Raw genomic sequence first — 23,972 nt, 5'->3', positions numbered from 1 at the left:
AAGATGAATCTGGTCCTGCAGGGACCGCAGGCCGACCAGGCGCGGCTCGAACAAATCGCGGCCATCGCCCGGCCGGCACACATCACCGTCCTTGGCCCCCGAGCGATCCGCTGCGAGGATGTCGAGCACGCACACGAGATCCGCGAGGCGGTGCAGGAAGCCGCATTCGCGGCGCAGGTGGACGCAACCTTCATCCGGGCCGGCCGCACGCTGGCCGACTTCTCGCTGCTGGCGATGGACATGGACTCCACGCTCATCACGATCGAGTGCATCGACGAGATCGCGGACATGCAGGGCCTGAAGCCGCAGGTGGCCGAAATCACGGAAGCGGCCATGCGCGGCGAGCTCGATTTCTCGGCCAGCCTGACGCGCCGCGTGGGGCTGCTCAAGGGGCTGGACGTGGGCGCGCTGCAGCGCGTGTACGACGAGCGGCTGCGCGTGTCGATGGGCGGCGAAGCGATGCTCGAGGCGGTGAAGGCCGCGGGCATCAGGACGCTGCTGGTATCGGGTGGCTTTACCTTCTTTACCGAGCGGCTGAAGGCGCGGCTGGGCCTGGACTACACACACGCCAACGTGCTGGAAGCGGAAGGCGGCTGCCTGACGGGCCGCGTGGTGGGCGGCATCGTGGACGCGGACGAAAAGATGCGCACGGTGCAGCGCATCTGCGCCGAACTGGGCGTGCCGACCAGCCGCGCGATCGTGATGGGCGACGGCGCCAACGACCTGAAAATGATGGGCGTGGCCGGGCTGTCGGTGGCGTTCCGCGCCAAGCCAGTGGTGCGGGCGCAGGCCGACGTGGCGCTCAATTTCTGCGGACTGGACGGCTTGCTCAACGTGCTGGCGTAAGCCGCGCAAGGATCCGTAGGGTGGGCAGGTTCTCCTGCCTACGCGTCCAAGAAAAGCTTGCGTCGCCTGAACGCGTGGGCGGGGGACCCGCCCACCCTACGAAACCCCGATGGAGTCGCGTGCGATCAAGCCCTGTTCAAAAGTTTCGGTTAGGCTCGCACCTGTAACAAGCTGTAATTCTCCAGCAAAAGTTCCGCGAAGTTCTTATAGTGGGAACATCAGGAGGACCGTTCATATGAAAGCCCTACTTATTGCCGTTGCGCTGGCGAGCCTTGCAGGTTGCGCAACCCAGCCGCAGTATGCATACAATCCGCGCTATGCCGATCCGAATGGCTGGCAGACCGTGTCCGTGACGCCAGTTCCGCCCGGCACTGGCGCGCGCATGGCCGCGTCGGGCGAATCGAACGTGACCGTCACCGAGATGGCGCCGGCCGTCACGAACGTGCCCGCTTACGTCGCGCCGCCGACGACCATCGTCCAGCAGCCCGTGTACGTCGCCCCGCCGGTGTACGCCCCGGCCCCCGTGTACGCGGCCCCGAGTCCCTACTACTGGTGGCCGCCGATCTCGATCGGCCTGGGCTTCTCGTGGAGCCACTGGAGCGGTGGCGGCCACGGTGGGGGCTGGCACGGTGGCGGCCGCGGTGGTGGCGGCTGGCATCATCGCTAAAACCGTTCCTCAGCAGCAAAGCAAGGCCGGCGCAAGCCGGCTTTGTTTTGGCCGTCGCTCAGCAAATTTGCACCATAATGGTGCAAAGTTTCCCATGTTTACCTCACATTGCTTACACGCATCTTACAGCTGGTGACATGCGCGCCACATGGTGCGTTGCAACGAAACTAACAATTGCTGTTGCCTAATTGCGATCCTACAATGGACCGAACGATTGGCGCTCCGGCTCGCCCCGGGTCCAACGTCGCGGCACAACAAAAAACACACTACGGAGACAGCAAATGAATTTCAAGTTGAAAGCATTGGTTGCAGGTGTAGCACTGGGTTTTTCGATGTCGGGCATGGCCGCCGAGGCCATCAGGATCGGGGTCTCCGGTCCGTTCACGGGCGGCTCGGCGCCAATGGGTACGTCGATGCGCGACGGTGTGCGCCTCGCGGTCGCTGAAATCAATGCCAAGGGCGGCGTGTTGGGCCGCAAGATCGAACTGATTGAACGCGACGACGAAGCCAAGAACGAGCGCGGCGTGCAGATCGCGCAGGAGCTGATCAACAAGGAGCACGTGGTCGCCACCGTCGGCTACATCAACACCGGCGTGGCGCTGGCCTCGCAGCGCTTCTATCAGCAGGCCAAGATCCCGGTCATGAACAACGTGGCCACCGGTTCGATCGTCACCAAGCAGTTCGAGAAAGAGCCGCAGAACTTCGTCTTCCGCAACTCGGCCAACGACAGCATCCAGTCCGAGATGATCGCGCGCGAAGCCGTGGACAACCGCAAGTTCAAGAAGGTCGCGATCCTCGCGGACTCCACGAACTACGGCCAGCTCGGCCGCCAGGACCTGGAGAAGGCGCTCGACAAGCGCGGCATCAAGCCGGTCACCGAAGAGAAGTACAACATCGGCGACGTGGACATGACCGCGCAGCTGCTCAAGGCCAAGCAGGCCGGCGCCGAGGTCGTGCTCACCTACGGCATCGGGCCCGAGCTGGCGCAGATCGCCAACGGCATGGAGAAGATCGGCTGGCACGTGCCCATCATCGGCAGCTGGACGCTGGCGATGGCCAACTTCATCGACAACGCCGGCAAAAACGGCGAAGGCACCCGCATGCCGCAGACCTTCATCCAGGACGGCGACACGCCCAAGCGCAAGGCCTTCATCGACACTTACCTTAAGACCTACAACCCGCAGGGCGGGCGCATGCCGTCGGCCGTGTCGGCAGCCCAGGGCTACGACTCGGTCTACCTGCTGGCCGCGGCCATCAAGCAGGCCGGCTCCACCGAAGGCCCGAAGATCGCCGCCGCGCTCGAGAACCTGCACGACAAGCTGGAAGGCGTCGTCACCACCTACAACAAGCCATACAGCCACACCGACCACGAGGCCATCAACTTCGAGAACACCAAGTTCGGCGAAGTGCGCGGCGGCCGCGTCGTGCTGGCCAAGTAAAGCATCCGTAGCAATGCTGTGCAGTGGCCGGTCTTGATTCCAAGGCTGGCCATTTTTCTGTTGACGGAAGGCGCACGCGCGCCCTTCCCTTTGGTGGAAAACGATGGATATCCTTTTGCAGCTGGTCTTTTCGGGGATCGCGCTCGGCATGATTTACGCCGTCATCGCGTTCGGTTACCAACTCACTTTCGCTACTTCCGGCACTCTTAACTTCGGCCAGGGCGAGGCGCTGATGCTCGGCGCGCTGGTCGGCCTGTCCGTGGTTGGCACGATCCACGGCGGCCCTTACATGAGCTACTGGCTGATGATCCCGCTAGTGGTGCTGTTCGGCGCCCTGCAGGGCGTGTTCGTCGAATGGATCGGCGTGCGGCCCGCGATCCGCATCAAGTCCGAATTCGGCTGGATCATGTCCACCATCGCGCTGGCGATCATCTTCAAGAACGTGGCCGAAAACATCTGGGGCAAGGACGTGCTGCCCTTCCCTTCGCCGCTCTCGTCCGAGCCGATTCACGTGATGGGCGCGAACGTGCAGCCGATGCAGCTGTTGGTCATCGTCGGGGCGCTTGCCATCATGGCGGCCGTCGAGATCTTCAACCGCAAGTCGATCTACGGCAAGGCCGTGGTCGCCACCTCCAATGACCGTGACGCGGCGGGCCTCATGGGCATCAACACGCGCCTGGTCATCACGTTTTCGTACGCGCTGTCCTCGGCCACGGCGGCGTTTGCCGGCGTGCTGGTTGCGCCGCTCACGCTCACCAGCGCGAACATGGGCGCATCGCTCGGGCTGAAAGCGTTCGCGGTGGCGATCATCGGCGGCCTGACCTCGGGCATGGGCGCGATCGTCGGCGGCATCATCCTCGGCATCGCCGAGACCGCGGCGGGTTTCTACATTTCGACCGGCTACAAGGACGTGCCGGGCCTGGTGCTCCTGCTGCTGGTGCTGGCCGTGAAGCCCTCTGGCCTGTTCGGCAAGGCCGCGATCAAGAAGGTGTGAGCATGAAGAAGACATTTTTCATCGGCCTGGCGGCCGTCGCCGCGCTCGCGGCCTTCCCGCAGTTCGTCACCAACCCGTACTACGTCCACCTGGTCGAGACCATCCTGATCTACGCGATCCTGCTGTTCGGTCTGGACATCGTGGTCGGCTACACCGGCCAGGTGTCGCTTGGCCATGCCGGCCTGTTCGGCGTGGGCTCGTACATCACGGGCGTGCTGATCATGAAGTACAACCTGGCGTGGTACCTCGCCGTCCCGGCCAGCATCGGCGGCACCGCGCTGTTCGGCGTGGTCCTGGCCCTGCCTGCGTTGCGCGTGACCGGCCCTTACCTGGCCATGGTGACGCTGGCCTTTGGCACCATCATCCAGATCCTCATCAACGAGATGACGGACCTGACCAACGGCGCGATGGGCATCACCCTGTCCAAGCCCGAGATGTTCGGCAAGGTGCTGGACGAGACAAGTTACTTCTACATGGTGGCGGCGTTCATGCTGCTTTCGCTGCTGGTGGTGCACCGCATGCTCAAGTCGCACCTGGGGCGCGCGTTCGAAGCGCTGCGCGACAGCCCGATCGCCTCGGACTGCATGGGCGTGTCGGTGTACCGCTACAAGGTGTACGCCTTTGTCATCAGCGCGGGCTTTGCGGGCCTGGCCGGCAGCCTGTACTCGTATTCCGAGCAGTACATCTCGCCCAACACCTACAACTTCGAGCTGACCATCCTGTTCCTGCTGGCGGTGATCATGGGCGGGCGCAAGACCCGCTCGGGCGCCATGATCGGCGCGGTGATCGTGGTGATGCTCCCCAGCCTGCTGCAGGACGTGGGGCTGTTCCGCCAGATCGCCGTGGTCGCGGCCGTGCTGGCCGTGATCGGATCGGCGGTGGCGCTGGCCCGCAAGCGCACCACGGCGCGCGGCGTGGTGGTGCCGCTGGTTGCCACGGTCGGTATGGCGGTGCTGGCCTACCGCATCGACAACATGGTGGACTGGCGCCTGACGATCTTCGGCCTGATGACGCTGTTCGTCGTGTACTACCTGCAGGACGGCATCGTGGGCTACTTCCGCAGCCTGTTCAACCGCAGCGTGCGGCACACGCGCTCGGTCGCGGCGGGCCAGGCCGACCCGTTTGAGGGTGTCAAGCATGACGGCGCCGGCGGCGACCTGCTGCGCGCCGACCAGGTGCTGATGCAGTTCGGCGGCCTGAAGGCGCTCAACCAGGTCGACCTGGCGGTGCGGCGCGGCTCGGTGCACGGCCTGATCGGCCCGAACGGCTCGGGCAAGAGCACGATGATGAACGTCCTGACCGGCATCTACAAGCCAACCGCGGGCAAGGTGGAGTTCGCGGGCGCCGCGATCACCGGCCGCACGCCGTCGCAGATCGCGCTGGGCGGCATCGCCCGCACCTTCCAGAACGTGCAGCTGTTTGGCGAGATGACGGCCACCGAGAACGTGCTGGTCGGCCTGCACCACACGTTCGATTCGAACATCGCGGACGTGATGCTGCATACGCCTCGCGTGAAACGCGAAGAGCTGGCCGCTCGGGCACGGGCTGCGGCGATCCTCGAGTTCGTGGGCCTGTCCGAACTGGCCAACGAGGAGGCGCGCAATCTCCCGTACGGCAAGCAGCGCCTGCTCGAAATCGGCCGCGCGCTTGCGCTCAGCCCGCGCCTGCTGCTGCTGGACGAGCCGGCTGCCGGCCTGACCGCACCGGACATCCGCGAGCTGATGGCCATCATCCGCAAGATCCGCGACCACGGCATCACCATCATCCTGATCGAGCACCACATGGACGTGGTGATGTCGATATCGGACACCGTGACCGTGCTCGACTTCGGCCAGAAGATCGCCGAGGGCGCGCCCGCCAGGGTGCAGGCCGATCCCAAGGTGATCGAAGCCTACCTGGGCGGGGCCAGCGAAGCCGAGCCGCCTGCCGCCGCGGCCGTGTAAGGAGAACAGCATGCTATCGATTCAAAACCTGCAAGCAGCCTACGGCAAGGTCGAAGTCCTGCACGGGATTTCGCTCGATGTCCCCAAAGGCAAACTCGTCACCCTGATCGGTTCGAACGGAGCCGGAAAGACCACCACCATGCGCGCGATCTCGGGCATGATCCGGCCAAAGGCGGGCACCGTCACGCTGGACGGGCGCGACATCACGGGCATGGACTCGCACCGCATCGCGCGCGCGGGCCTGGCGCACTCGCCCGAGGGCAGGCGCGTGTTCGCGACCATGAGCGTGACCGACAACCTGCTCCTGGGCGCCTTCCCGCGCTTTACCGGCGCGCGCCCGAAAGGCGACGTGCAGCACGACCTGGAACGCGCCATGGACCTGTTCCCGCGCCTGAAGGAGCGCCGCAACCAGCTGGCGGGCACGCTGTCGGGCGGCGAGCAGCAGATGCTGGCCATGGCACGCGCGGTGATGCTCAACCCCGAAGTGGTGCTGCTGGACGAGCCCTCGATGGGGCTGGCGCCGATCCTGGTGGACGAGGTGTTCCGCATCATCACGCGCCTGAAGCAGCAGGGCGTGACCATGCTGCTGGTGGAGCAGTTCGCACAGGCGGCGCTGAATGTGGCCGACTACGGCTACGTGCTGGAGAACGGCAGCATTTCGCTGCATGGACCGGCCGACAGGCTGCGCAACGACCCCAAGGTGGTGGCCGCCTACCTTGGCGGCGCGCACGCGCACTGACGGCTTCGTGGTGCAGCATACGGCGTTCAGCAGGCGCGACTTCGCCGCGGCAGTCGCGGTGGTCTTCATCTGGGGCACGAACTTCATTGCGATGAAGTTCGGCCTGCGCGAACTCACGCCCTTCCAGCTTGGCGCCGGGCGTTACTTGTTCGCCGCGCTGCCATTGGCGCTCCTGGTGCGTCCGCCCAAAATGGCGCCCAAGTGGCTGGTGCTGTATGGCCTGTTCCAGGGCGTTGGCCAGTTCGGCTTCCTGTTCATGTCACTGCGGGTGGGCATGTCGGCCGCGCTCGCGTCGGTGCTGATGCAAACCCAGGTGTTCTTCACCGCCCTGTTTGGCCTTGCCACCCTGCGCGAGCCGGTTGGCACCCCGCTCAAGCGCGGGCTGTCACTGGCCGCGCTGGGGCTGGCCTGCTTCATCGCCAGCTACGCGGGCACAAACGGCGCCAACACCACCACGCCCGCCGGCTTCGTCCTGGCGCTGTGCGCGGCCGCGATGTGGGCGGCATCGAACATTGTGGTGCGGCGCGCGCAGCACGCCACGCCGCAGTTCGAGGTGATCCCGTTCATGGTGTGGAGCTGCCTCGTGCCGGTGGTGCCGTTCGTGCTGCTCTCGCTGGCGTTCGATCCGGGCGGCAGCAGCTGGGACCCGGCGCGCCTGTCGTGGAAGGCATGGGTGGCGCTGGCCTATCTCGGCTGGTGCGCGACCATTTTCGCGTATGCGCTATGGACCGGGCTGCTCAAGCGCCACCCCGCCAACCGCGTCGCCCCGTTCAGCCTGGGGGTGCCGCTGGTCGGGATTTCGGCGGGCATGCTGGTGCTCGGCGATTCGATCAGCGCATGGCAGTGGGCGGGCGTGGTGCTGCTTGGGGCGGCGCTGGCGTCGGTGATTTTTGGTTCATCGCGCGGACGCGTTTAGGATATGCCGTCGTTCCGGCGCAGGCCGGAACCCATGCTGACTTCGCAGCACCACACTGTCGGCGACTCCGGATCTTCAGCATGGGTCGCGGCTTGCGCCGGGACGACGAGGGTTGGCGCTAGCTCATCCCAAACAGGTCGTGCGCGTCCAGCAGCGCGTAGGTGATGTCCGGATTGCGGTCCAGGCAGCGCCGGATCGCGGCCGGCACCGACTGCCGCAGCTTCTTGCACAGCCCCGGCTTGTGCTCGAACACGATGATGATGCCGCGCACCGTGCGCACTTCGTTCGGCCCCGGCTCGATGCGCAGCGCAGCCCCGATGTGCGAGCGCACCAGCTCCTGCACATGCAGAAGGTCTTCGTAGGTCGAGATGCGCTCGATGCGCGCCAGCAGCCGCTGCTCCTCGTTGCGCGTGATGCGCAGCGGGCGATAGTCGCCGTTCGGGTCGGCCAGCAGCTTCTCGCGCTCGCAATCGCAAGCGCCAGGCGGACATTCGTTTCGGATCGGGAAAGGTAGCTGCTGCAAGGGCCGGCTCACAGTGTGCTCAGGTTGATGGATCGATTGTACATGGGCATCGCCTCACGCGCTCGGGTTGGGATCAACGTCGGTGGCCCGCGCCAGCAGGTCCGTCATGCGCTTCCAGTGCGAGCCCTTCCAGTACACGCGGCCGCAGCAGTCGCAGGTGGTAAATTCGTCATGCTGCGCGCGTACCGCCGGCGGCAGCTGGTCGGCCACGCTGGCCTTGTCCACCGCGCGCACCGGCAGGTTACAGTGCAGGCACAGCGCGAACGGCTGCACGCTGGCGGAAAGGTCGAGCCGGTCGAACAGCTCGCGCAGCTGCGCCTCCGGCTTGAGCGCGTGGATATAGCAGCCGTGCGTGATCGTGCGCCGCTTGAGCAGCTCGCGGTCGCGCGTGAGCACCACCCTGCCCTCGCGCGCGGCCAGTTCCGCGATCTCGTCATCGTGGATGTGGTTGTCGTACACGGTGTCGAACCCGGCCATGCGCAGGAAGCGCGCCAGGCCGCCCAGGTGGGCGTCGGCTACAAAGCGCAGCCGGCGCAGCGGCCGCTCGCGCACGCGCAGCAGCGGCGTGATGTCGAACGCTTCGAACTTGGGATAGGCGGCGATGCGGTCGCCGGCCTCGATCAGCCGCTCGAACGTGCTGGACTCGCCGTTGACGAGCACCAGTTCGACCTCGGTGTGCGGCACGCCCAGCGCCTCGATCATGTGCTTGGTGGTGGCCGCGCGCGCGCAGTGCGCGGCAAATTCGCGCCCGCGCCGCTCGCGCGGCAGGAAATCGTTCAGCTCCTCATAAAAACGGAAGGTCGCCATCACCATGCCGGAAGTATGGCATTTCCAGGCAAAGCCTGTCCGGCCTGCGCGTGCAGCAAGGTGAGCGCGTTGGGCACGGCCGCGCCGGAAGCGGTGTTATCGAAGATGCACCAGACAGTACGGCCCGCCGCCACATGCTCGGCCATGTCGGCGGCCAGGGCCGTCAGGTAATCGTCCGGGTAGGATGAGTAATAGACGCGCGGGCTGCCGTGCAGGCGCGCATAGATGGTGGAGGTGGTCGGCACGTGCGGGCCATGCTGTCCTGCCGGCGGATCGGCGATCACGCGGGTGATGGCGCGCTCGCGCAGCAGGTCGGTGGCGCCATCCGTGAACCAGCTCGGGTGACGTGCCTCGCACGCGACCATGCAGTCGAACGTGGCCTGCAGGCGCGCAAAGAAGTCTTCCGCCACGCGCGCATCGAACGCGAGCCTGGGCGGCAGCTGGACCAGCACACAGCCGAGCTTGTTGCCCAGCGCCCCGGCTTCGCCGGCGAACCGGTCCAGCATTGCCTCTGCCCCGCACAGCCGCGCATCGTGTGTGATCGTGCGCGGCAGCTTGACCGAAAAGCGAAAGCCGTCCGGCACCGCTCCTGCCCAGCGTTCGTAGGTCTGGGCGCGGTGGGGGCGATGGAACGACGAGTTGATTTCCGCGACCGGGAATACGGACGCGTAGCGCTGCAGGTGTGTCCCTTCGGCCGGGAACGCCGCCTGCGCATCTTTCGGAAGAGTCCAGCCGGCACAGCCGATCAGGCGCATGGCGGGCGGTGCGACGTCAGCATTGTTCATTCCAAGAATGTTTCATTTAGGAACACAAAGTTTATCTGTAAGGCAATTTGAGGGGCGCGCGATAGGATCGCTGCGCTGGACCTGCCGTACAATATGAAGAACGCATGTAGTTGCAAAGGAGGAATCATGAGCGACCCGCTTCATATCGTCTGCCCCCACTGCGACGCGGTCAACCGTGTCGCGCAAGCGCGCCTGGGCGACAAACCAACCTGCGGCAAGTGCAGCCAGCCGCTGTTCACCGCCCATCCGGTGGACGTGAGCAGCGAACGTTTCAACAAGCACATCAGCCGCAGCGATATTCCCGTGCTGGTCGACTTCTGGGCGGCGTGGTGCGGCCCGTGCAAGATGATGGCGCCCGCGTACGCGCAGGCCGCCCAGCGGCTGGAGCCGAACGTGCGTCTGCTGAAGGTCGATACCGAAGCCTCGCAGGACCTGGCGGCGCGTTTTGGCATCCGCAGCATCCCCACCCTTGCCCTGTTTGCCGGCGGGCGTGAGGTGGCGCGTCAGGCTGGCGCGATGGATGCCGGCAGCATCGTGGCGTGGACGCAGCAGGCCGCCGCGCGCGCCGGTTGACGCGGCGCGCTGTTATCGGAACGTTATCCTGGCTGCTACAATGAGGCCGTGGCCGGGCCGACGCCCGGAAGGAGCATTCATGTCGCAGCAACTGATCCTGGACAGTGGTCTGGAAGACGCCAAGCAGCTGGCGCGCATCCTCTATCTTGCGCACGGCATCTCATTCATCTTCTCCCTCGGCATGCTGTCGTTCCTGCCGCTGATCGTCAACTACCTCAAGCGGCCCGAAACGGCTGGCACGTTGGTGTACAGCCACCACACCTGGATGATCCGCTCGTTCTGGATCTACATCCTGTGCATGGCCCTGGCGGTAATCCTGGCCTTCACCTTCTTCGGCATCCCGCTTGCCGGCCTGCTCGCGGTGGGCGCCTGGATCTGGAAAGCCTATCGCCTGATCCGCGGTTTCATCGACCTGAACAACAACCGCTCGATGCCCGTGTAATGATTTTCAGCAAGGCGTAGTTTGCCTGGCTGGAATACTGTCCCGGAGTGAGCATCACGACACCGGGGCGAACGATGAAATCCGTGCAGCAGGAAGTTGACGAGCGCAGCAATCTGGCCGGCACCAACAAGTTCGAGCTGCTGCTGTTCCGCCTTGGCGCGGACGCGCGTTCCCAGCGTAGCGAGCTGTTCGGCATCAACGTCTTCAAGATCCGCGAGATCGTCGCCATGCCCGAGATCACGGCAGTGGCTGGCGCGCCCGCGCATGTGCTGGGGGTGGTCAACCTGCGCGGGCAGATCATCCAGGTGCTGGACCTGCCCGGCATCACCGGCTGCAAGCCGCAGACGGGACTGAACATCATGCTGGTGACCGAGTTCGCGCGCACCACCCAGGCGTTCGCGGTCGAGAGCGTGGAAGAGATCGTGCGGCTGGACTGGGGCCAGGTGCTCTCGTCCGAACACAGTGCCGGCTCGGGCATGGTGACCAGCATCGCGCGCCTGCAGGACGAGCACGGGGCACCGCCGCGGCTGGCGCAGGTGCTGGACGTGGAAACCATCCTTCGCAACCTGACCGAGTCGGACCGGATGGACGTCAATCCGCAGACGATCGGCGCGAGGATCCGCATCAAACCGGGTGCGGTGGTGCTGGCCGCGGACGATTCGGTGGTCGCACGCGCACTCATCGAACAAGGGCTGGAGGCGATGGGCCTGCCCTTCATCATGACCAAGACCGGCAGGGAGGCGTGGGACCAGTTGAGCGCCATAGCGGCCAGCGCCGAGGCCGAGGGCAAGACGGTTTACGACAAGGTGGCGCTGGTGGTGACGGACCTGGAGATGCCGGAGATGGACGGATTCACGCTGACCCGCAACATCAAGAAGCAGGCGCGCTTCGCGGACATGCCCGTGGTGATCCATTCCTCGCTGTCGGGCACCACCAACGAGGAGCACGTGCGCTCGGTGGGGGCGGATGCGTACGTGGCCAAGTTCTCGGCGGAGGACCTGGCGGCGACCATCCGGCGCATACTGCAACGGCAGGCCATGGCCACCTGACCCTCGTCCCGGCGTGCGCCGGGACGACGTGCTTGCGGGAGCTTAGGCAACGAGCAGATCAACCACGCCCTGCTGCGCGATACCAACCAGCTGCACCGGCGCGCCAGTATCGTCATGTGCCTGCTCGAACCGCGCCAGGTCCAAGCCAAGCCAGTCGAGCGTCCCATTTTCGGCCACGAACCCGGTGCCCGGCGTCCCCGTGCCGCCCTTGGCGCCCGGGTTCCCCGGCCCGGTACCCGGACCATCGTTGAAGTTGGTGTCCTGCCCCGGCGGCGCCGCGTCGCCGCTGCCATTGCCCACGCCCGCGTTGCCGTGGGTGACCGCCAGCTTGAACACGTCCGACACCGACAGGCTGCCCACCGTGCTCCCGGTTGCGCCGACCTTGTCGGTGGCCGTCACGCGCACCTCGATCGTCACCACGTCCTTGGGCGCGGTGCCGGAGAAGGTGCCGGTGGCAGCGTTGAACTTGAGCCACGACGGCAGCGCCGAGCCATCGGCCAGCGTCGCCGAATAGGCCAGCACGTCGCCCTTGTCAGGATCGGCAAAGCTGCCTGCCGGGAGCGTGAACGAGAACGACTTGTTGAAGTTGACGTACTGGTCGGCCAGCGCCTTGACCAGCACCGGAGCGTCGTTCGCGCCAGAGATCAGCACATCGAGCGTCGAGGCCAGGCTCTCGATGCCGTCGGTCGCCGTGTAGCTGAAGTGTTCGGACAGCGCATCGGCCCGGCCCATCGACTGCACCTTGGTCGCATCGAGCTTGTATTCGAAGCTGCCGTCCTGCGCCAGCACGAGCTGGCCGTAGCTGCCCGTGAAGGTGCCGGCAGTCGCCTTGAGCACCGTGCCGGCATCGACATCGCTGTCGTTGGCCAGCACATTGCCCTTTGCGCTGGTCTGGTCTTCAGTGAGCGTGACCGTGTCCGCCTTGAGCACCGGCTTGTCGTTGGCGCCGCTGATGGTGATGTCGAGCTTGCCCGCGGTGGCGGCGATGCCATCGGTTGCCGAGTAGCCGAAGCTGTCCACCACCGACTGTCCCTGCGCCAGCGACTGAACCGCGGACGAAACGTTGTCCAGGCTGTAGGTGTAGCTGCCGTCCTGCGCCACGGTCAGCGTGCCGTAGGTGCCCTTCCAGCTGCCTGCAGCCGCCTTCAGCACGGCGCCCGTGTCCACGTCCGAGTCGTTGGCCAGCAGGTTGCCGCTTGCCGTCAGTTGGCCATCCTCCGCCACCTTGCCGCTGTCCGCCACCACCACGGGTGCGTCGTTGGCGCCCGTGATCGTGATATCGAGCTTGCTGGTGGTGGTGGCGATGCCGTCCGTTGCGGCGTAGCTGAAGGTATCGGTCACCACCTGCCCCTGCGCCAGCGCCTGCACACCGGCCGCGGCATTGTTCAGCGTGTAGGTGTAGCTGCCGTCCTGCGCCAGCGTGAGCGAGCCGTAGGTGCCGGTGAACGTGCCCGGCGCCGCGACCTTGAGCGCGGTGCCGGCATCGGCATCGGTGTCGTTGGCGAGTACATTGCCGCTCGCCGCAAGCTGGCCGTCTTCTGTGACCTGTCCGCTGTCTCCCGTCGCAGCCGGCGCGTCGTTGGCGCCGGTGATCGTGATCTCGAGCTTGCTGGCGGCGCTGGCCATGCCATCGGTCGCGGCATAGCTGAAGCTGTCCGTCGCCACCTGCCCCTGCGCAAGCGCCTGCACGCCGGCGGCGCTGTTGTTCAGTGTATAGGTGTAGATGCCGTCCTGCGCCAGCGTGAGCGTGCCGTAGGTGCCGGCGTAGGTCCCCGGCGCCGCGACCTTGAGCACGGTGCCGGCATCGACGTCGGTGTCGTTGGCGAGCACGTTGCCGCTTGCGCTTGCCTGGCCATCCTCGGCCACCTGGCCTGCATCCCCGGCCGCCACCGGCGCGTCGTTGGTGCCCACGATCGAGACGTTGACGGTCGCGCTCGCGGTCTTGCCGGTGTTGTCGGTGATGGTGTAGGTGAAGCTGTCTTGCGCCACCTGGCCGTCGGCCAGCTGCTGGAAGCGGCCACCGAGATCGTACTGGACGGTGTCGCCATTCAGGGTGACGGTCGCGCCGGCCGCGGATGCGCCGACGGCGGTCACGGTGAGCACGGCGCCGGCGTCCGGGTCGGTGTCGTTGGCCAAGAGCTGCGCAACCGGTACGGCAAGCACGCCGCCATCCTCCTGCACGGTCACCGCGTCGGCCACCGCCGTCGGGGCGGTATCGGTGGCCGCCGGCGGTGTGGACGGGCCGCTCAGCAGCGCCAGGATCGCGGGGCGGTCCATCGACGAGCCGTCGTCGAACACGATGCGGCTCACGCCTTCGGTCTGGCCCATCCAGCCCGCCAGCACGACGCTGTCGCCGCCTCTGCCGTACGAGAGCACGAGGTCGGTGCCCGACTGTGCCGCGGCCAGGCTGGCGCGGGACAGTCCGCTGCCGATGTACAGGGTGTCGCTGCCCTGGCTGTCGATGATGCGGTCCGCGCCGTCGCCAAGGGCGACCCGGTAGCTGTCGTTGCCGGCGCCGCCTTGCAGGGTATCAGCGCCAAGGCCACCGACCAGCGTATCGTTGCCCGCGCCACCGGACAGCGTGTCGTTGCCGGCGCCGCCATCGAGCAGGTTGTTGCCGCCGTTGCCGGTGATGACGTTGTCCATGCCGTTGCCGGCGCCGTCGATACTGGCGCTGCCCGACAGGGTCAGGTTCTCGACGTTGTCGGACAGCGCATAGCTCACGCTGGCCTGGATCGTGTCGGTGCCCTCGCCCGCGTTCTCGACGACCGTGTCGCCCGCGTCATCCACGATGTAGGTGTCGTTGCCGCCGCCGCCGATCAGCACGTCGTTGCCGCCCATGCCGGACAGGACGTTGTTGGCGCCGTTGCCGATGATCGTGTTGTCCAGCGCGTTGCCGGTGCCGTTGATGGCCGCAGCGCCGGTCAGCACCAGCTTCTCGACGTTGGCCGACAGCGTGTAGGTCACACTCGCGTTGATGGTGTCCATGCCGCCGCCGGCCGCCTCGGTGACCACGTCGCCAGCGTTGTCCACGACGTAGGTGTCGTCGCCCGCGCCGCCGCTCATGCTGTCCGCGCCCGCGCCGCCGTCGATCAGGTTGGCGCCGCTGTTGCCGATGATGGTGTTGGCCAGCGCGTTGCCGGTGCCGCGCAGGTCGGCGGTACCCGTCAGCGTGAGGTTCTCGACGTTGGCGCCGAGCGTGTAATCGATGCTCGCCTGGACCGTGTCGGTGCCGGCGCTTGCCGCCTCGGTGACCACGTCGCCGGCATTGTCCACCACGTAGGTGTCGTTGCCGATGCCGCCCTGCATGTTGTCGGCGCCGGTGCCGCCATCGAGCGTGTCGTTGCCGGCGCTGCCGATCAGGGTGTCGTTGCCGTCCAGGCCAGAGAGCACGTTGGCCGCGCCGTTGCCGGTGATGACGTTGTCCAGCGCGTTGCCGGTCCCGTTGATCGCGGCACTGCCGGTCAGGACGAGGTTCTCCACGTTGTCGGTCAGCGTGTAGTTGATGCTCGCCTGCACCGTGTCCGTGCCTTCACCGGCGTTTTCGATGACCAGGTCGCCCGCGTTGTCCACGATGAAGGTGTCGTCGCCAGTGCCGCCGCGCATGGTGTCCGCGCCCAGGCCGCCGTCGATGGTGTCATTGCCGGCAAGGCCGTCCAGCGTGTTGTTGCCGGCATTGCCGATGATGATGTTGTTCAGCTCGTTGCCGGTGCCGTCGATGTTGGCGGTGCCCGTCAGGGTCAGGTTCTCGACGTTGGCGGTGAGCGTGTAGGTGATGCTCGACTGCACCAGATCGGTGCCGGCGCCCGACGCCTCGATCACCTGGTCGCCGTTGTCGTCCACCACGTAGGTGTCATCCCCCAGGCCGCCTTCCATGCGGTCGGCGCCGGCCCCGCCGTCGAGCAGGTCGTTGCCCGCGTCGCCCATCAGGTGATCGTTGCCGGCCTGGCCGTACAGGGTGTCGTTGCCGTCGCCGCCGGATTCGGTATTGTCGCCGCTGTTGCCGGTGATGATGTTGGCAAGCGCGTTGCCCGTGCCGTTCAGATTGTCGGTGCCGGTGAGCGTCAGGTTCTCGACATTGGCGGTGAGCGTGTAGTCGATGCTGGACATGACAATGTCCGTGCCGCCGCCCGCAAGTTCGGTGACGATGTCGCCCGCGTTGTCCACCACATAGGTGTCGTTGCCGGCTCCGCCTTGCATGTTGTCGGCGCCGCTGCCGCCGTCGAGCGTGTCGTTGCCCGCGTTGCCGATCAGGGTGTCGTTGCCATCCAGCCCGGACAGCACGTTGCTGCCGCCGTTGCCGGTGATGACGTTGTCCAGCCCGTTGCCGGTGCCGTTGTTGTTGGCGCTGCCCGTCAGGGTGAGGTTTTCGACGTTGTCGGTGAGCGTGTAGCTGATCGCGGCCTGGACCGTGTCGGTGCCTTCGCCCGCGTTCTCGATCACGAGGTCGCCTGCGTTGTCCACGATGAAGGTGTCGTCGCCGCTGCCGCCGCGCATCGTGTCGGCGCCAACGCCGCCGTTCAGCACATCGTTGCCGGCATCGCCGGACAGCTGGTCGTCGCCGGCGTCGCCGTTGAGCTGGTCATTGCCATCGCCACCGATCAGCGTGTCATTGCCGGCGTTGCCGTTGATCGTGTCGTTGCCCGCGCGTCCATCGAGCACGTTGTCGCCCGTGTTGCCGTTGACGATGTTGTCGAGCTCGTTGCCGGTACCGTTGATGTTGGCCGTACCGGTCAGCGTCAGGTTCTCGACGTTGTCGGTGAGCGTGTAGGTGATGCTCGACTGGACCAGGTCGGTGCCGGCGCCGGCAGCCTCGATTACCAGGTCGCCGTTGTCGTCCACCACGTAGGTGTCGTCGCCCACGCCGCCTTCCAGCCGGTCGCCGCCGCTGCCGCCGTCGAGCAGGTCGTTGCCGGCATCACCAAACAGGTGGTCGCTGCCGCCCTGCCCGTACAGACTGTCGTTGCCGTCGCCGCCGGACAGCAGGTTGTCGCCGCCGTTGCCGGTGATGATGTTGGCCAGGCTGTTGCCGGTGCCGGCCAGGTTGTCGGTGCCCAGCAGGGTCAGGTTCTCGACGTTGGCGGTGAGCGTGTAGTCGATGCTCGACTGCACCAGGTCGGTGCCCTCGGCCACCGCTTCGATCACCACATCGCCGGCGTTGTCCACCACGTAGGTGTCGCTGCCCGCGCCGCCCTGCATGGTGTCGGCGCCGGTGCCGCCATCGAGCATGTCGTTGCCCGCATTGCCGACCAGGGTGTCGTTGCCGGCCATGCCGCTGAGCACGTTGTTGCCGCCGTTGCCGGTGATGAGGTTGTCGAGCTCGTTGCCGGTGCCGTTGATGGCGGCGCCACCGGTCAGCGTCAGGTTCTCGACATTGGCCGACAGCACGAAGCTCACGCTGGCCTGGACCGTGTCGAGGCCTTCGCCGGCATTCTCGACCACGGTGTCGCCAGCGTTGTCCACGACGTAGGTGTCGTTGCCCGTGCCGCCGGTCAGCGTGTCCGCCCCCGCGCCGCCATCGAGCAGGTCGTCGCCGGAGCCGCCGGCAAGTGCGTTGGCGCCCGTGTTGCCGGTGATGGTGTTGTTCAGCTCGTTGCCGGTGCCGTCGATGTTGGCGGCGCCGGTAAGCTTGAGGTTCTCGACATTGTCGGTGAGGGTGTAGGAAATGCTCGACTGCACCACATCGGTGCCGGCGCCCGCAGCCTCGACCACCAGGTCGCCCGCGTCGTCCACCACGTAGGTGTCGTCACCAAGGCCGCCCTCCATGTGGTCCGCGCCGGCGCCGCCGTTGAGGGTGTCGTTGCCGGCGTCGCCAAACAACTGGTTGCTGCCGCTGTTGCCAAGGATGACGTTATCGAGCGTGTTGCCGCGCCCGTCCAGGCTGTCCGTGCCAAGCAGGGTCAGGTTTTCGAGATTGTCGCCCAGCGTGTAGCTGATGCTGGAGCGGACCGTGTCCGTGCCGGCGCCTGCGGCCTCGGTCACCACGTCGCCCGTGCTGTCGACCACGTAGGTATCGTCGCCGGTGCCGCCTTGCATGTTATCCGCGCCCGTCCCGCCGTCGAGCGTGTCGTTGCCGGCGTTGCCGACCAGGGTATCGTTGCCGTCCATGCCCGACAGGACGTTGCTGCCACTGTTGCCGGTGATGACGTTATCCAATGCGTTGCCGGTGCCGTAGATGCTGCCGCTGCCGGACAGAACCAGATTCTCGACGTTGGCGGTGAGCGTGTAGTTGACGCTCGACTGCACCGTGTCCGTACCCTCGCCCGGGTTTTCAATGACGACGTCGCCCACGTTGTCCACCACATAGGTGTCGTTGCCGGCGCCGCCGATCAGCGTGTCCGCCCCCGCCATGCCGTTCAGCACGTTCGCGCCCGAGTTGCCGGTGATGACGTTGGCGCGCGAGTTGCCGGTGCCGTCGATGTCGGCAGAGCCGGTCAGAGTCAGGTCATCGACGTCGTACGGCAGGGTGGTGGTTACGGACGAGCTGATCGTTGTCATTGTGTTTTCCTCTCTCTGTTGGACGCAGTGCAACTAACGCTGAGTTGCCATGCGGAAAGAATGTAACACAGGTGTTGCCGTACGGAAATAGAGGAAGCGCAAAAAAGCCACCTCGAAGGGTGGCTAGTGTTTGATTCTGCTTCACACTCTGGTGGACGGATATGTTCGCACGCCCGCGCAGCCAGGCCAGATGGTTAATTTATCAGGGTGACAAGCGGTCTACAGCTGGGCCAGCGCCTGCTCCAGGTCGGCGATCAGGTCGCTCGTGTCCTCCAGACCAATGTTAAACCGCACCAGCACGCCAGCGTCCTGCCAGCCGCGCCGCATCCCCTGGATCCGGTACGGCATCACCAGGCTGTTCGCCCCGCCCCAGCTGTAGCCAAGGCCGAACAGTTCAAGCGAATCGACAAATCGGTCGGTCTGCTCTTCCGTGTACTTGGCGTCGAACACGACCGAGAACAGGCCGCCCGCGCCGGTAAAGTCGCGGCGCCAGAATGCGTGGCCCGGGCAGTCCTCGAACGCCGGGTGCAGCACGCGGGTGATTTCGGGGCGTGCCTTGAGCCAGGCCGCGACCTTGCGCGCGCTGGCGTCATGTGCCTCGAAGCGCAGCTTCATGCTCGGCAGGCCGCGCATGACGAGGTAGGCGTCGTCCGCGGACACGCCCATCCCCAGCCGCATGTGGGCCAGCGCGATGCGGTCGTTGAGCGCCTGCTCGCGCGTGATCACGGCGCCCATCAGCACATCCGAGCCGCCCGACTGGTACTTGGTGAGCGCCTGCATGATAATGTCCACGCCCAGGTCAAAGCCGCGCAGCGCCAGGCCCGCCGACCAGGTGTTGTCCAGCGCGACCAGCGCACCGGCCGCATGCGCCGCGTCGCAGATCGCGCGCAGGTCCGGCACTTCCATCGACACCGAGCCCGGCGCCTCGGTCCAGACCAGTTTGGTGTTCGACTGGATCAGGTCGGCGATGCCGGCGCCGATCAGCGGGTCGTAGTGGCGCGCGGTGATGCCGAAGTCCTGCGACAGCCAGCGGCCCAGCTCGCGGTTGGGGTTGTACACGTTGTCCGGCAAAAGCACGTCGTCGCCGCTCTTGAGCAGCGCCAGGTCGATCATCGAGATCGCGGCCAGGCCCGACGGCGCCAGCAGGCAGTGGCTGCCGCCCTCGATCTCGGCCAGCCGCGCTTCCAGCGTGAACGTGGTCGGCGTGCCGTGCAGCCCGTAGGTATAGGCGCTCTTGTTCTTCCAGTCGCCCGAGCGCATCGCCGCGACGTCCTTGAACAGGACCGTGGACGCGTGGTGGATCGCGGCCGGGAAGGCGTCGAAGCCCTCCGGCGCCGTGTAATCGCTGTGGATCAGCTTGGTCTGCAGGGACTTCTTCGCCATCGTATCCTCGTTTGCGTCAAGCCACGGTGGCCCACAGGTCGTGCGCGTCGGCCTTGGTGACGATCACATCGATGAATTGGCCCACCGCCGGCTTGGCCTTGCCCGGCGTGAGCGCGCGCTTGATGTGCACGACGCCGTCGATCTCGGGCGCGTCGGCGCTGGACCTGCCGATCGCCTCGCGCGGCGTCACCTCGTCCACCAGCACGCGGATCGTCTTGCCGACCTTGGCCTGCAGGCGTGCGGTCGAAATCTCTTCCTGCAGCAGCATCACGCGCGCGCGGCGCTCCTCGCGCACCTCTTCGGGCACCGGGTTGGGCAGCTCGTTGGCGGTCGCGCCTTCCACCGGGGAATAGGCAAAGCAGCCCAGGCGGTCGATCTGCGCCTCGCGCAGGAAGTCGAGCAGGTACTCGAACTCCTCCTCGGTCTCGCCCGGGAAGCCGGCGATGAAGGTCGAGCGGATCGTGAGGTCCGGGTTCATCTTGCGCCAGGCCTGGATGCGGTCAACGTTCTTTTCGCCGCTGGCCGGGCGCTTCATGCGCTTCAACACGTCGGGGTGCGCGTGCTGCAGCGGGATGTCCAGGTAAGGCAGCACATGGCCGTCGCCCATCAGCGGAATCACCTGGTCCACGTGCGGGTACGGGTACACGTAGTGCAGGCGCACCCATGCGCCGTACTGTTTGGCGAGCTGGCCGAGCGCTTCGACCAACTGGGTCATGTGGGTCTTGACCGGGCGGCCGTTCCAGAAGCCGGTGCGGAACTTCACGTCCACGCCGTAGGCACTGGTGTCCTGCGAGATCACCAGCAGCTCCTTGACGCCGGACTTGAACAGGTTCTCGGCCTCGAGCAACAGGTCGGCGATCGGGCGCGACACCAGGTCGCCGCGCATCGACGGGATGATGCAGAAGCTGCAGCGGTGGTTGCAGCCTTCCGAAATCTTCAGGTAGGCGTAGTGCTTGGGCGTGAGCTTGATGCCGTGGTCGGGCACCAGGTCCAGGAACGGGTCGTGCGGCTTGGGCAGGTGCATGTGCACCGAATCCATCACCTCGGCCAGCGCGTGCGGGCCGGTCACGGCCAGCACCTTCGGGTGCACTTGGGTGATGATGTCCGCGCCCGAAGCGTCCTTTTTCGCGCCCAGGCAGCCGGTGACGATCACCTTGCCGTTTTCGGCCAGCGCCTCGCCGATCGCATCGAGCGACTCCTGCACCGCCGCGTCGATGAAGCCGCAGGTGTTGACGATCACGAGATCGGCGCCGTCGTAGGACTTGGCGGTCTCGTAGCCTTCGGCGCGCAGCTGGGTCAGGATCTGCTCGGAATCGACCAGCGCCTTGGGGCAGCCGAGCGAGACGAAGCCGACCTTGGGCGTCGGGCCGTTGGCGGGAGTGGCGGGAGCGGGATTGCGACGGAGTTCGGACATGGCGAGGACAGCGGAAGCAGGGCAATCCGCGATTGTACAGGAAGGCGGGGATGGGGGACTAGCCGGGGCGTTGTCGAAGCAGGCGGGCGAGGCGTCGGCGTCATTTCCCCGCCACCTTGTAAACGTCATCCCGGCGCTGGCCGGGATGACGGTTTTACAGCTAACTAAGCTGAGCTCGGATTACTTCTTGTCCGGCGTCCCCATCGGCCCGAACGGGAACGCGGTGCCGAACATTGCCTTGCTCTGGTGCTGCATCTGCTCCTGCATCTGCAGGAACAGGTTTTTGCTCTGGTCGATGTAGTTGTTCATCATGCCCTGCATCATCGGCCCCTGCACATTCATGAACTGGGTCCACATTTCCGGGCTGAAGGCCTTGCCGTCGCCAAAGGCGCCGGCTGCGCTGGTGAACTTGTTCTGAATGTCGGTGAACGCCTGCACGTTCTTTTCCAGGTACGAGCCCATCATGCCCTGCATCGCATGGCCGTAATAACGGATGATCTGGGCCAGCACCGCGCTGGAAAACATCGGCATGCCGTTCGCTTCTTCCTCCAGGATGATCTGCAGGAGGATGCTGCGCGTCAGGTCCTCGTTGGTCTTCGCATCGACCACCGTGAACTCGTCGGCGTCCAGCACGAGCTGCTTCACGTCCGTGAGGGTGATGTAGGAACTGGTCTGGGTGTCGTACAGTCGACGGTTCGGGTATTTCTTGATCAGGCGTTCCGCACTCTTCTTTGCACTACTCATTTCAAGGTCCATATACTGCGCCGCAGCGCACTGAATGATTGCCAAAAAGCCGCCGGTCCGTCGGGGTACGACAAGATCAGATGTTGCTTTGCGGGACGGCCAAGACTGAAAAATACCACGTTGGGCGCGCAGGTGCAGCAAATAATTTGGTGCATATAATTAGCACGAGGATAATTATATGCACCAGAACAGTGCAGCTACGCGTCGGCACGCACCTTGACGAAGCGTCCCGGCGCCGGCTCGATCGGTTTGTACTTGTCGTTGCCTGCCGACGAAGGCGCCGCGACCTGCTCGCCGCCATGCTCTGCCAGGAAAGCGGCCCATTCCGGCCACCAGCTGCCCTTGTGCTCGGTTGCCCCCTCGAACCATGCAGCCGCCGTCCGCGGGCGCGCCTTGCCGTTCTTGTCGTTGACCCAGTAGCTGCGCTTGTTCTTCGAGGCCGGATTGATGACGCCGGCAATGTGGCCCGACGCGCCAAGCACGAATTTGTTGGCCTTTGCGTTCTTCGGGTTCAACAGGCTCATCGAGGCGAATGCCGCCTCCCACGGGACGATGTGGTCTTCCCTGGAGCCGTACAGGAACACGGGCGCAGCGATCTTGCCCAGGTCAACCGGCTGGCCGCACACCGTCACGCGGCCCGGTTGCTTGAGCTTGTTTTCGAGATAGGTGTTGCGCAGGTACCAGCAGAACATCGGCCCCGGCAGGTTGGTGCTGTCCGCGTTCCAGTACAGCAGGTCGAACGCCGGCGGCTCCTTGCCCTTGAGGTAGTTGTGCTGCACATAATTCCATACCAGGTCGTTCGGCCGCAGCGCCGAGAACGTGGTGGCCAGGTCGCGCCCCGGCATGATGCCGCCGCGGCCAAGGGTCTGCTCGCGCAGCACCACCTGCGCCTCATCCACGAACACTTCCAGCACGCCGGTGTCCGAAAAGTCGAGCAAGGTGGTCAACAGGCTCAGGCTGGCCGCCGGCTGCTGCCCGCGCGCGGCCAGCACCGCCAGTGCCGTGGCCGCAATCGTACCGCCGACGCAAAAACCGAACACGTGCACCTTGTCCTGCCCGGACAGTTCGCGCGCGACCTCGATCGCCTGGATCGCTCCGCGCTCCACATAGTCGTCCCAGCTGACGTTGGCCATCGACTTGTCGGGATTGCGCCACGAGACCATCAGCACCGTGTTGCCCTGCTCCACCACGTAGCGCACCAGCGAATTTTCCGGCTGCAGGTCAAGGATATAGAACTTGTTGATGCACGGAGGGATCATCAGCAGCGGCACCGCGCGCACCTGCGGCGTGGTCGGCGCGTACTGGATCAGTTGGAACAGTTCGTTTTCGAACACCACCTCGCCGGGCGAGGTACCGACGTTGCGCCCGACCTCGAACGCCGATTCGTCCGACTGCGAGATGCGGCCCTTCTGCAGGTCGTTGAGCATGTTGGCCAGGCCCTTGGTCAGGCTCTCGCCCTTGGACTCGAGCATGTGCCGTTGCGCTTCCGGGTTGGTGGCGAAGAAGTTCGCCGGCGACATTGCATCGACCATCTGCTGCACGGCGAATCGGATCTTCTGGCGGTCGCGCGGCGTGGCGTCCACGGCGTCGGCCAGTGCCATCATGAATTCGGCGTTGAGCAGGTAGCTGGCGGCGGTGAAGGCGGACATCGGATTGCTCTGCCACTCCGAGCCCGAGAAGCGCCGGTCATGCAGCTCGGGCGTCTTGCCGGACATGAAGTCCTGCCACAGCCTGGCCGCCTTCTGCAGGTAGTCGTTGCGAAATTCCTCGAGCCGGGCCGGCGCGATGGCGGCGCCATAATCCTTGAGCAGCCCCGCGATCTGGTTGGCGGCGGGCGGCGCGGCCATGTCCGGCATCTTCATCCACGATTGCCACACGCTTGGATCCGCGAACTGGGACATCCACGAAGTTGCAAAGGCCTGGGGATCGGGCATGTTCATATCAGCATCCATTGATTAAAATCGGGTTGTCAGCAAAGGAAAACCATGTGGATCGTTGCCATCGGATGGGTTTACGTCGTCGCCTTGATGGCTGCGACCGAGCCGAACGTCTTGTCGGGAATTATGACTTTTTTCGGCTACTGCGTGTTGCCAATGTCTATACTTTTTTATCTTACCGGGGGCAAGCGCAGGCGTGCGCGGCGGGCCGCAGCCGAGCTGCAGGCCACCGCGCAGGACGCAAGTGCCAAAGACTAAATAGTACTGACGACC

Annotated in this window: 19 protein-coding genes; 11 read left to right on the top strand and 8 right to left on the bottom strand. The window is 65.6% G+C overall.

All coding sequences use genetic code 11. The features are described 5' to 3' along the window. Positions 1-3 precede the first annotated feature (3 nt). The 7 genes from serB to NX773_RS16030 all read left to right on the top strand — a co-directional run bounded on the left by serB (position 4) and on the right by NX773_RS16030 (position 7,544). The gene (serB, locus tag NX773_RS16060; protein WP_258857445.1) at positions 4-846 is read left to right on the top strand and encodes a phosphoserine phosphatase SerB; all 843 of its coding nucleotides are present in this window, start codon (positions 4-6) and stop codon (positions 844-846) included. Between the two features lie 235 nt (positions 847-1,081). Next, positions 1,082-1,513: a YajG family lipoprotein gene (locus NX773_RS16055; RefSeq protein ID WP_258857326.1), complete on the top strand. Its 432-nt coding sequence runs from the start codon at positions 1,082-1,084 to the stop codon at positions 1,511-1,513. A 281-nt stretch (positions 1,514-1,794) separates the two neighbouring features. Further along, positions 1,795-2,952, top strand: coding sequence for an ABC transporter substrate-binding protein (locus NX773_RS16050; RefSeq protein WP_258857325.1), 1,158 nt, complete (start codon positions 1,795-1,797; stop codon positions 2,950-2,952). Positions 2,953-3,055: 103 nt separating this feature from the next. Continuing rightward, positions 3,056-3,946, top strand: coding sequence for a branched-chain amino acid ABC transporter permease (locus NX773_RS16045; RefSeq protein ID WP_258821628.1), 891 nt, complete (start codon positions 3,056-3,058; stop codon positions 3,944-3,946). 2 nt (positions 3,947-3,948) lie between these two features. Next, the gene (locus tag NX773_RS16040; protein WP_258857324.1) at positions 3,949-5,889 is read left to right on the top strand and encodes a branched-chain amino acid ABC transporter ATP-binding protein/permease; all 1,941 of its coding nucleotides are present in this window, start codon (positions 3,949-3,951) and stop codon (positions 5,887-5,889) included. A 10-nt stretch (positions 5,890-5,899) separates the two neighbouring features. Next, entirely contained in the window at positions 5,900-6,628 is a 729-nt protein-coding gene (locus NX773_RS16035) for an ABC transporter ATP-binding protein (RefSeq protein WP_258857323.1), read from the top strand. Beyond that, entirely contained in the window at positions 6,606-7,544 is a 939-nt protein-coding gene (locus NX773_RS16030) for an EamA family transporter (RefSeq protein ID WP_258857322.1), read from the top strand. The genes NX773_RS16035 and NX773_RS16030 overlap by 23 nt, the downstream gene beginning before the upstream one ends. A gap of 118 nt (positions 7,545-7,662) precedes the next feature. On the opposite strand, the gene NX773_RS16025 is transcribed toward NX773_RS16030, so the two are convergent. From NX773_RS16025 to NX773_RS16015, 3 genes are read right to left on the bottom strand one after another with little or no spacing between them, the layout of a single operon-like run. After that, positions 7,663-8,067 carry a hypothetical protein gene (locus NX773_RS16025; RefSeq protein WP_258821632.1) on the bottom strand — a complete coding sequence of 135 codons (405 nt, stop codon included), beginning with the start codon at positions 8,065-8,067 and terminating at the stop codon, positions 7,663-7,665. A 54-nt stretch (positions 8,068-8,121) separates the two neighbouring features. Next, positions 8,122-8,880, bottom strand: coding sequence for a Mut7-C RNAse domain-containing protein (locus tag NX773_RS16020; RefSeq protein WP_258857321.1), 759 nt, complete (start codon positions 8,878-8,880; stop codon positions 8,122-8,124). After that, the gene (locus NX773_RS16015) at positions 8,874-9,659 is read right to left on the bottom strand and encodes a DUF72 domain-containing protein (RefSeq protein WP_258857320.1); all 786 of its coding nucleotides are present in this window, start codon (positions 9,657-9,659) and stop codon (positions 8,874-8,876) included. The genes NX773_RS16020 and NX773_RS16015 overlap by 7 nt, the downstream gene beginning before the upstream one ends. A gap of 126 nt (positions 9,660-9,785) precedes the next feature. On the opposite strand from NX773_RS16015, the gene trxC reads away from it, so the two are divergent. The 3 genes from trxC (at position 9,786) to NX773_RS16000 (ending at position 11,723) form a co-directional block, all read left to right on the top strand. Continuing rightward, entirely contained in the window at positions 9,786-10,232 is a 447-nt protein-coding gene (gene trxC, locus NX773_RS16010; protein ID WP_258857319.1) for a thioredoxin TrxC, read from the top strand. 79 nt (positions 10,233-10,311) lie between these two features. Further along, positions 10,312-10,674: a DUF4870 family protein gene (locus NX773_RS16005; RefSeq protein ID WP_258857318.1), complete on the top strand. Its 363-nt coding sequence runs from the start codon at positions 10,312-10,314 to the stop codon at positions 10,672-10,674. A 74-nt stretch (positions 10,675-10,748) separates the two neighbouring features. Further along, a complete protein-coding gene (locus NX773_RS16000) occupies positions 10,749-11,723 on the top strand; it encodes a chemotaxis protein (protein ID WP_258857317.1) in 975 nt (324 codons plus the stop codon). 42 nt (positions 11,724-11,765) lie between these two features. On the opposite strand, the gene NX773_RS15995 is transcribed toward NX773_RS16000, so the two are convergent. The 5 genes from NX773_RS15995 to phaC form a co-directional block, all read right to left on the bottom strand. Next, positions 11,766-18,221, bottom strand: coding sequence for a cadherin-like domain-containing protein (locus tag NX773_RS15995; protein WP_258857316.1), 6,456 nt, complete (start codon positions 18,219-18,221; stop codon positions 11,766-11,768). A gap of 219 nt (positions 18,222-18,440) precedes the next feature. Further along, positions 18,441-19,604, bottom strand: a complete 1,164-nt coding sequence (locus NX773_RS15990) for a cystathionine beta-lyase (RefSeq protein WP_258857315.1) — start codon at positions 19,602-19,604, stop codon at positions 18,441-18,443. 16 nt (positions 19,605-19,620) lie between these two features. Continuing rightward, positions 19,621-21,018: a 30S ribosomal protein S12 methylthiotransferase RimO gene (rimO, locus tag NX773_RS15985; RefSeq protein ID WP_258857314.1), complete on the bottom strand. Its 1,398-nt coding sequence runs from the start codon at positions 21,016-21,018 to the stop codon at positions 19,621-19,623. A gap of 180 nt (positions 21,019-21,198) precedes the next feature. Next, positions 21,199-21,762 carry a polyhydroxyalkanoate synthesis repressor PhaR gene (gene phaR, locus NX773_RS15980; protein ID WP_258821640.1) on the bottom strand — a complete coding sequence of 188 codons (564 nt, stop codon included), beginning with the start codon at positions 21,760-21,762 and terminating at the stop codon, positions 21,199-21,201. A gap of 197 nt (positions 21,763-21,959) precedes the next feature. After that, positions 21,960-23,663 carry a class I poly(R)-hydroxyalkanoic acid synthase gene (gene phaC / locus NX773_RS15975; RefSeq protein ID WP_258857313.1) on the bottom strand — a complete coding sequence of 568 codons (1,704 nt, stop codon included), beginning with the start codon at positions 23,661-23,663 and terminating at the stop codon, positions 21,960-21,962. An 84-nt stretch (positions 23,664-23,747) separates the two neighbouring features. Here phaC and NX773_RS15970 point away from each other — a divergent pair, with 84 nt between their 5' ends. Next, complete coding sequence (locus tag NX773_RS15970) at positions 23,748-23,957, top strand: hypothetical protein (protein ID WP_258857312.1); 210 nt, start codon at positions 23,748-23,750, stop codon at positions 23,955-23,957. The last annotated feature ends 15 nt before the right edge of the window (positions 23,958-23,972 follow it).

This window comes from Massilia solisilvae, from assembly GCF_024753215.1.
In the GTDB taxonomy this organism is placed as follows: Bacteria; Pseudomonadota; Gammaproteobacteria; order Burkholderiales; family Burkholderiaceae_D; genus Telluria; species Telluria solisilvae.
Note: the sequence above shows the minus strand (reverse complement) of the source record. Positions and strands in the feature narration are given on the sequence as shown.

Coding starts and splice junctions, on each gene's coding strand:
- serB (WP_258857445.1), top strand. CDS start 4: ATGAATCTGGTCCTGCAGGGACCGCAGGCCGACCAGGCGCGGCTCGAA.
- NX773_RS16055 (WP_258857326.1), top strand. CDS start 1,082: ATGAAAGCCCTACTTATTGCCGTTGCGCTGGCGAGCCTTGCAGGTTGC.
- NX773_RS16050 (WP_258857325.1), top strand. CDS start 1,795: ATGAATTTCAAGTTGAAAGCATTGGTTGCAGGTGTAGCACTGGGTTTT.
- NX773_RS16045 (WP_258821628.1), top strand. CDS start 3,056: ATGGATATCCTTTTGCAGCTGGTCTTTTCGGGGATCGCGCTCGGCATG.
- NX773_RS16040 (WP_258857324.1), top strand. CDS start 3,949: ATGAAGAAGACATTTTTCATCGGCCTGGCGGCCGTCGCCGCGCTCGCG.
- NX773_RS16035 (WP_258857323.1), top strand. CDS start 5,900: ATGCTATCGATTCAAAACCTGCAAGCAGCCTACGGCAAGGTCGAAGTC.
- NX773_RS16020 (WP_258857321.1), bottom strand. CDS start 8,880: ATGGTGATGGCGACCTTCCGTTTTTATGAGGAGCTGAACGATTTCCTG.
- NX773_RS16015 (WP_258857320.1), bottom strand. CDS start 9,659: ATGAACAATGCTGACGTCGCACCGCCCGCCATGCGCCTGATCGGCTGT.
- trxC (WP_258857319.1), top strand. CDS start 9,786: ATGAGCGACCCGCTTCATATCGTCTGCCCCCACTGCGACGCGGTCAAC.
- NX773_RS16005 (WP_258857318.1), top strand. CDS start 10,312: ATGTCGCAGCAACTGATCCTGGACAGTGGTCTGGAAGACGCCAAGCAG.
- NX773_RS16000 (WP_258857317.1), top strand. CDS start 10,749: ATGAAATCCGTGCAGCAGGAAGTTGACGAGCGCAGCAATCTGGCCGGC.
- NX773_RS15995 (WP_258857316.1), bottom strand. CDS start 18,221: ATGACAACGATCAGCTCGTCCGTAACCACCACCCTGCCGTACGACGTC.
- NX773_RS15990 (WP_258857315.1), bottom strand. CDS start 19,604: ATGGCGAAGAAGTCCCTGCAGACCAAGCTGATCCACAGCGATTACACG.
- rimO (WP_258857314.1), bottom strand. CDS start 21,018: ATGTCCGAACTCCGTCGCAATCCCGCTCCCGCCACTCCCGCCAACGGC.
- phaR (WP_258821640.1), bottom strand. CDS start 21,762: ATGAGTAGTGCAAAGAAGAGTGCGGAACGCCTGATCAAGAAATACCCG.
- phaC (WP_258857313.1), bottom strand. CDS start 23,663: ATGTCCCAGTTCGCGGATCCAAGCGTGTGGCAATCGTGGATGAAGATG.
- NX773_RS15970 (WP_258857312.1), top strand. CDS start 23,748: ATGTGGATCGTTGCCATCGGATGGGTTTACGTCGTCGCCTTGATGGCT.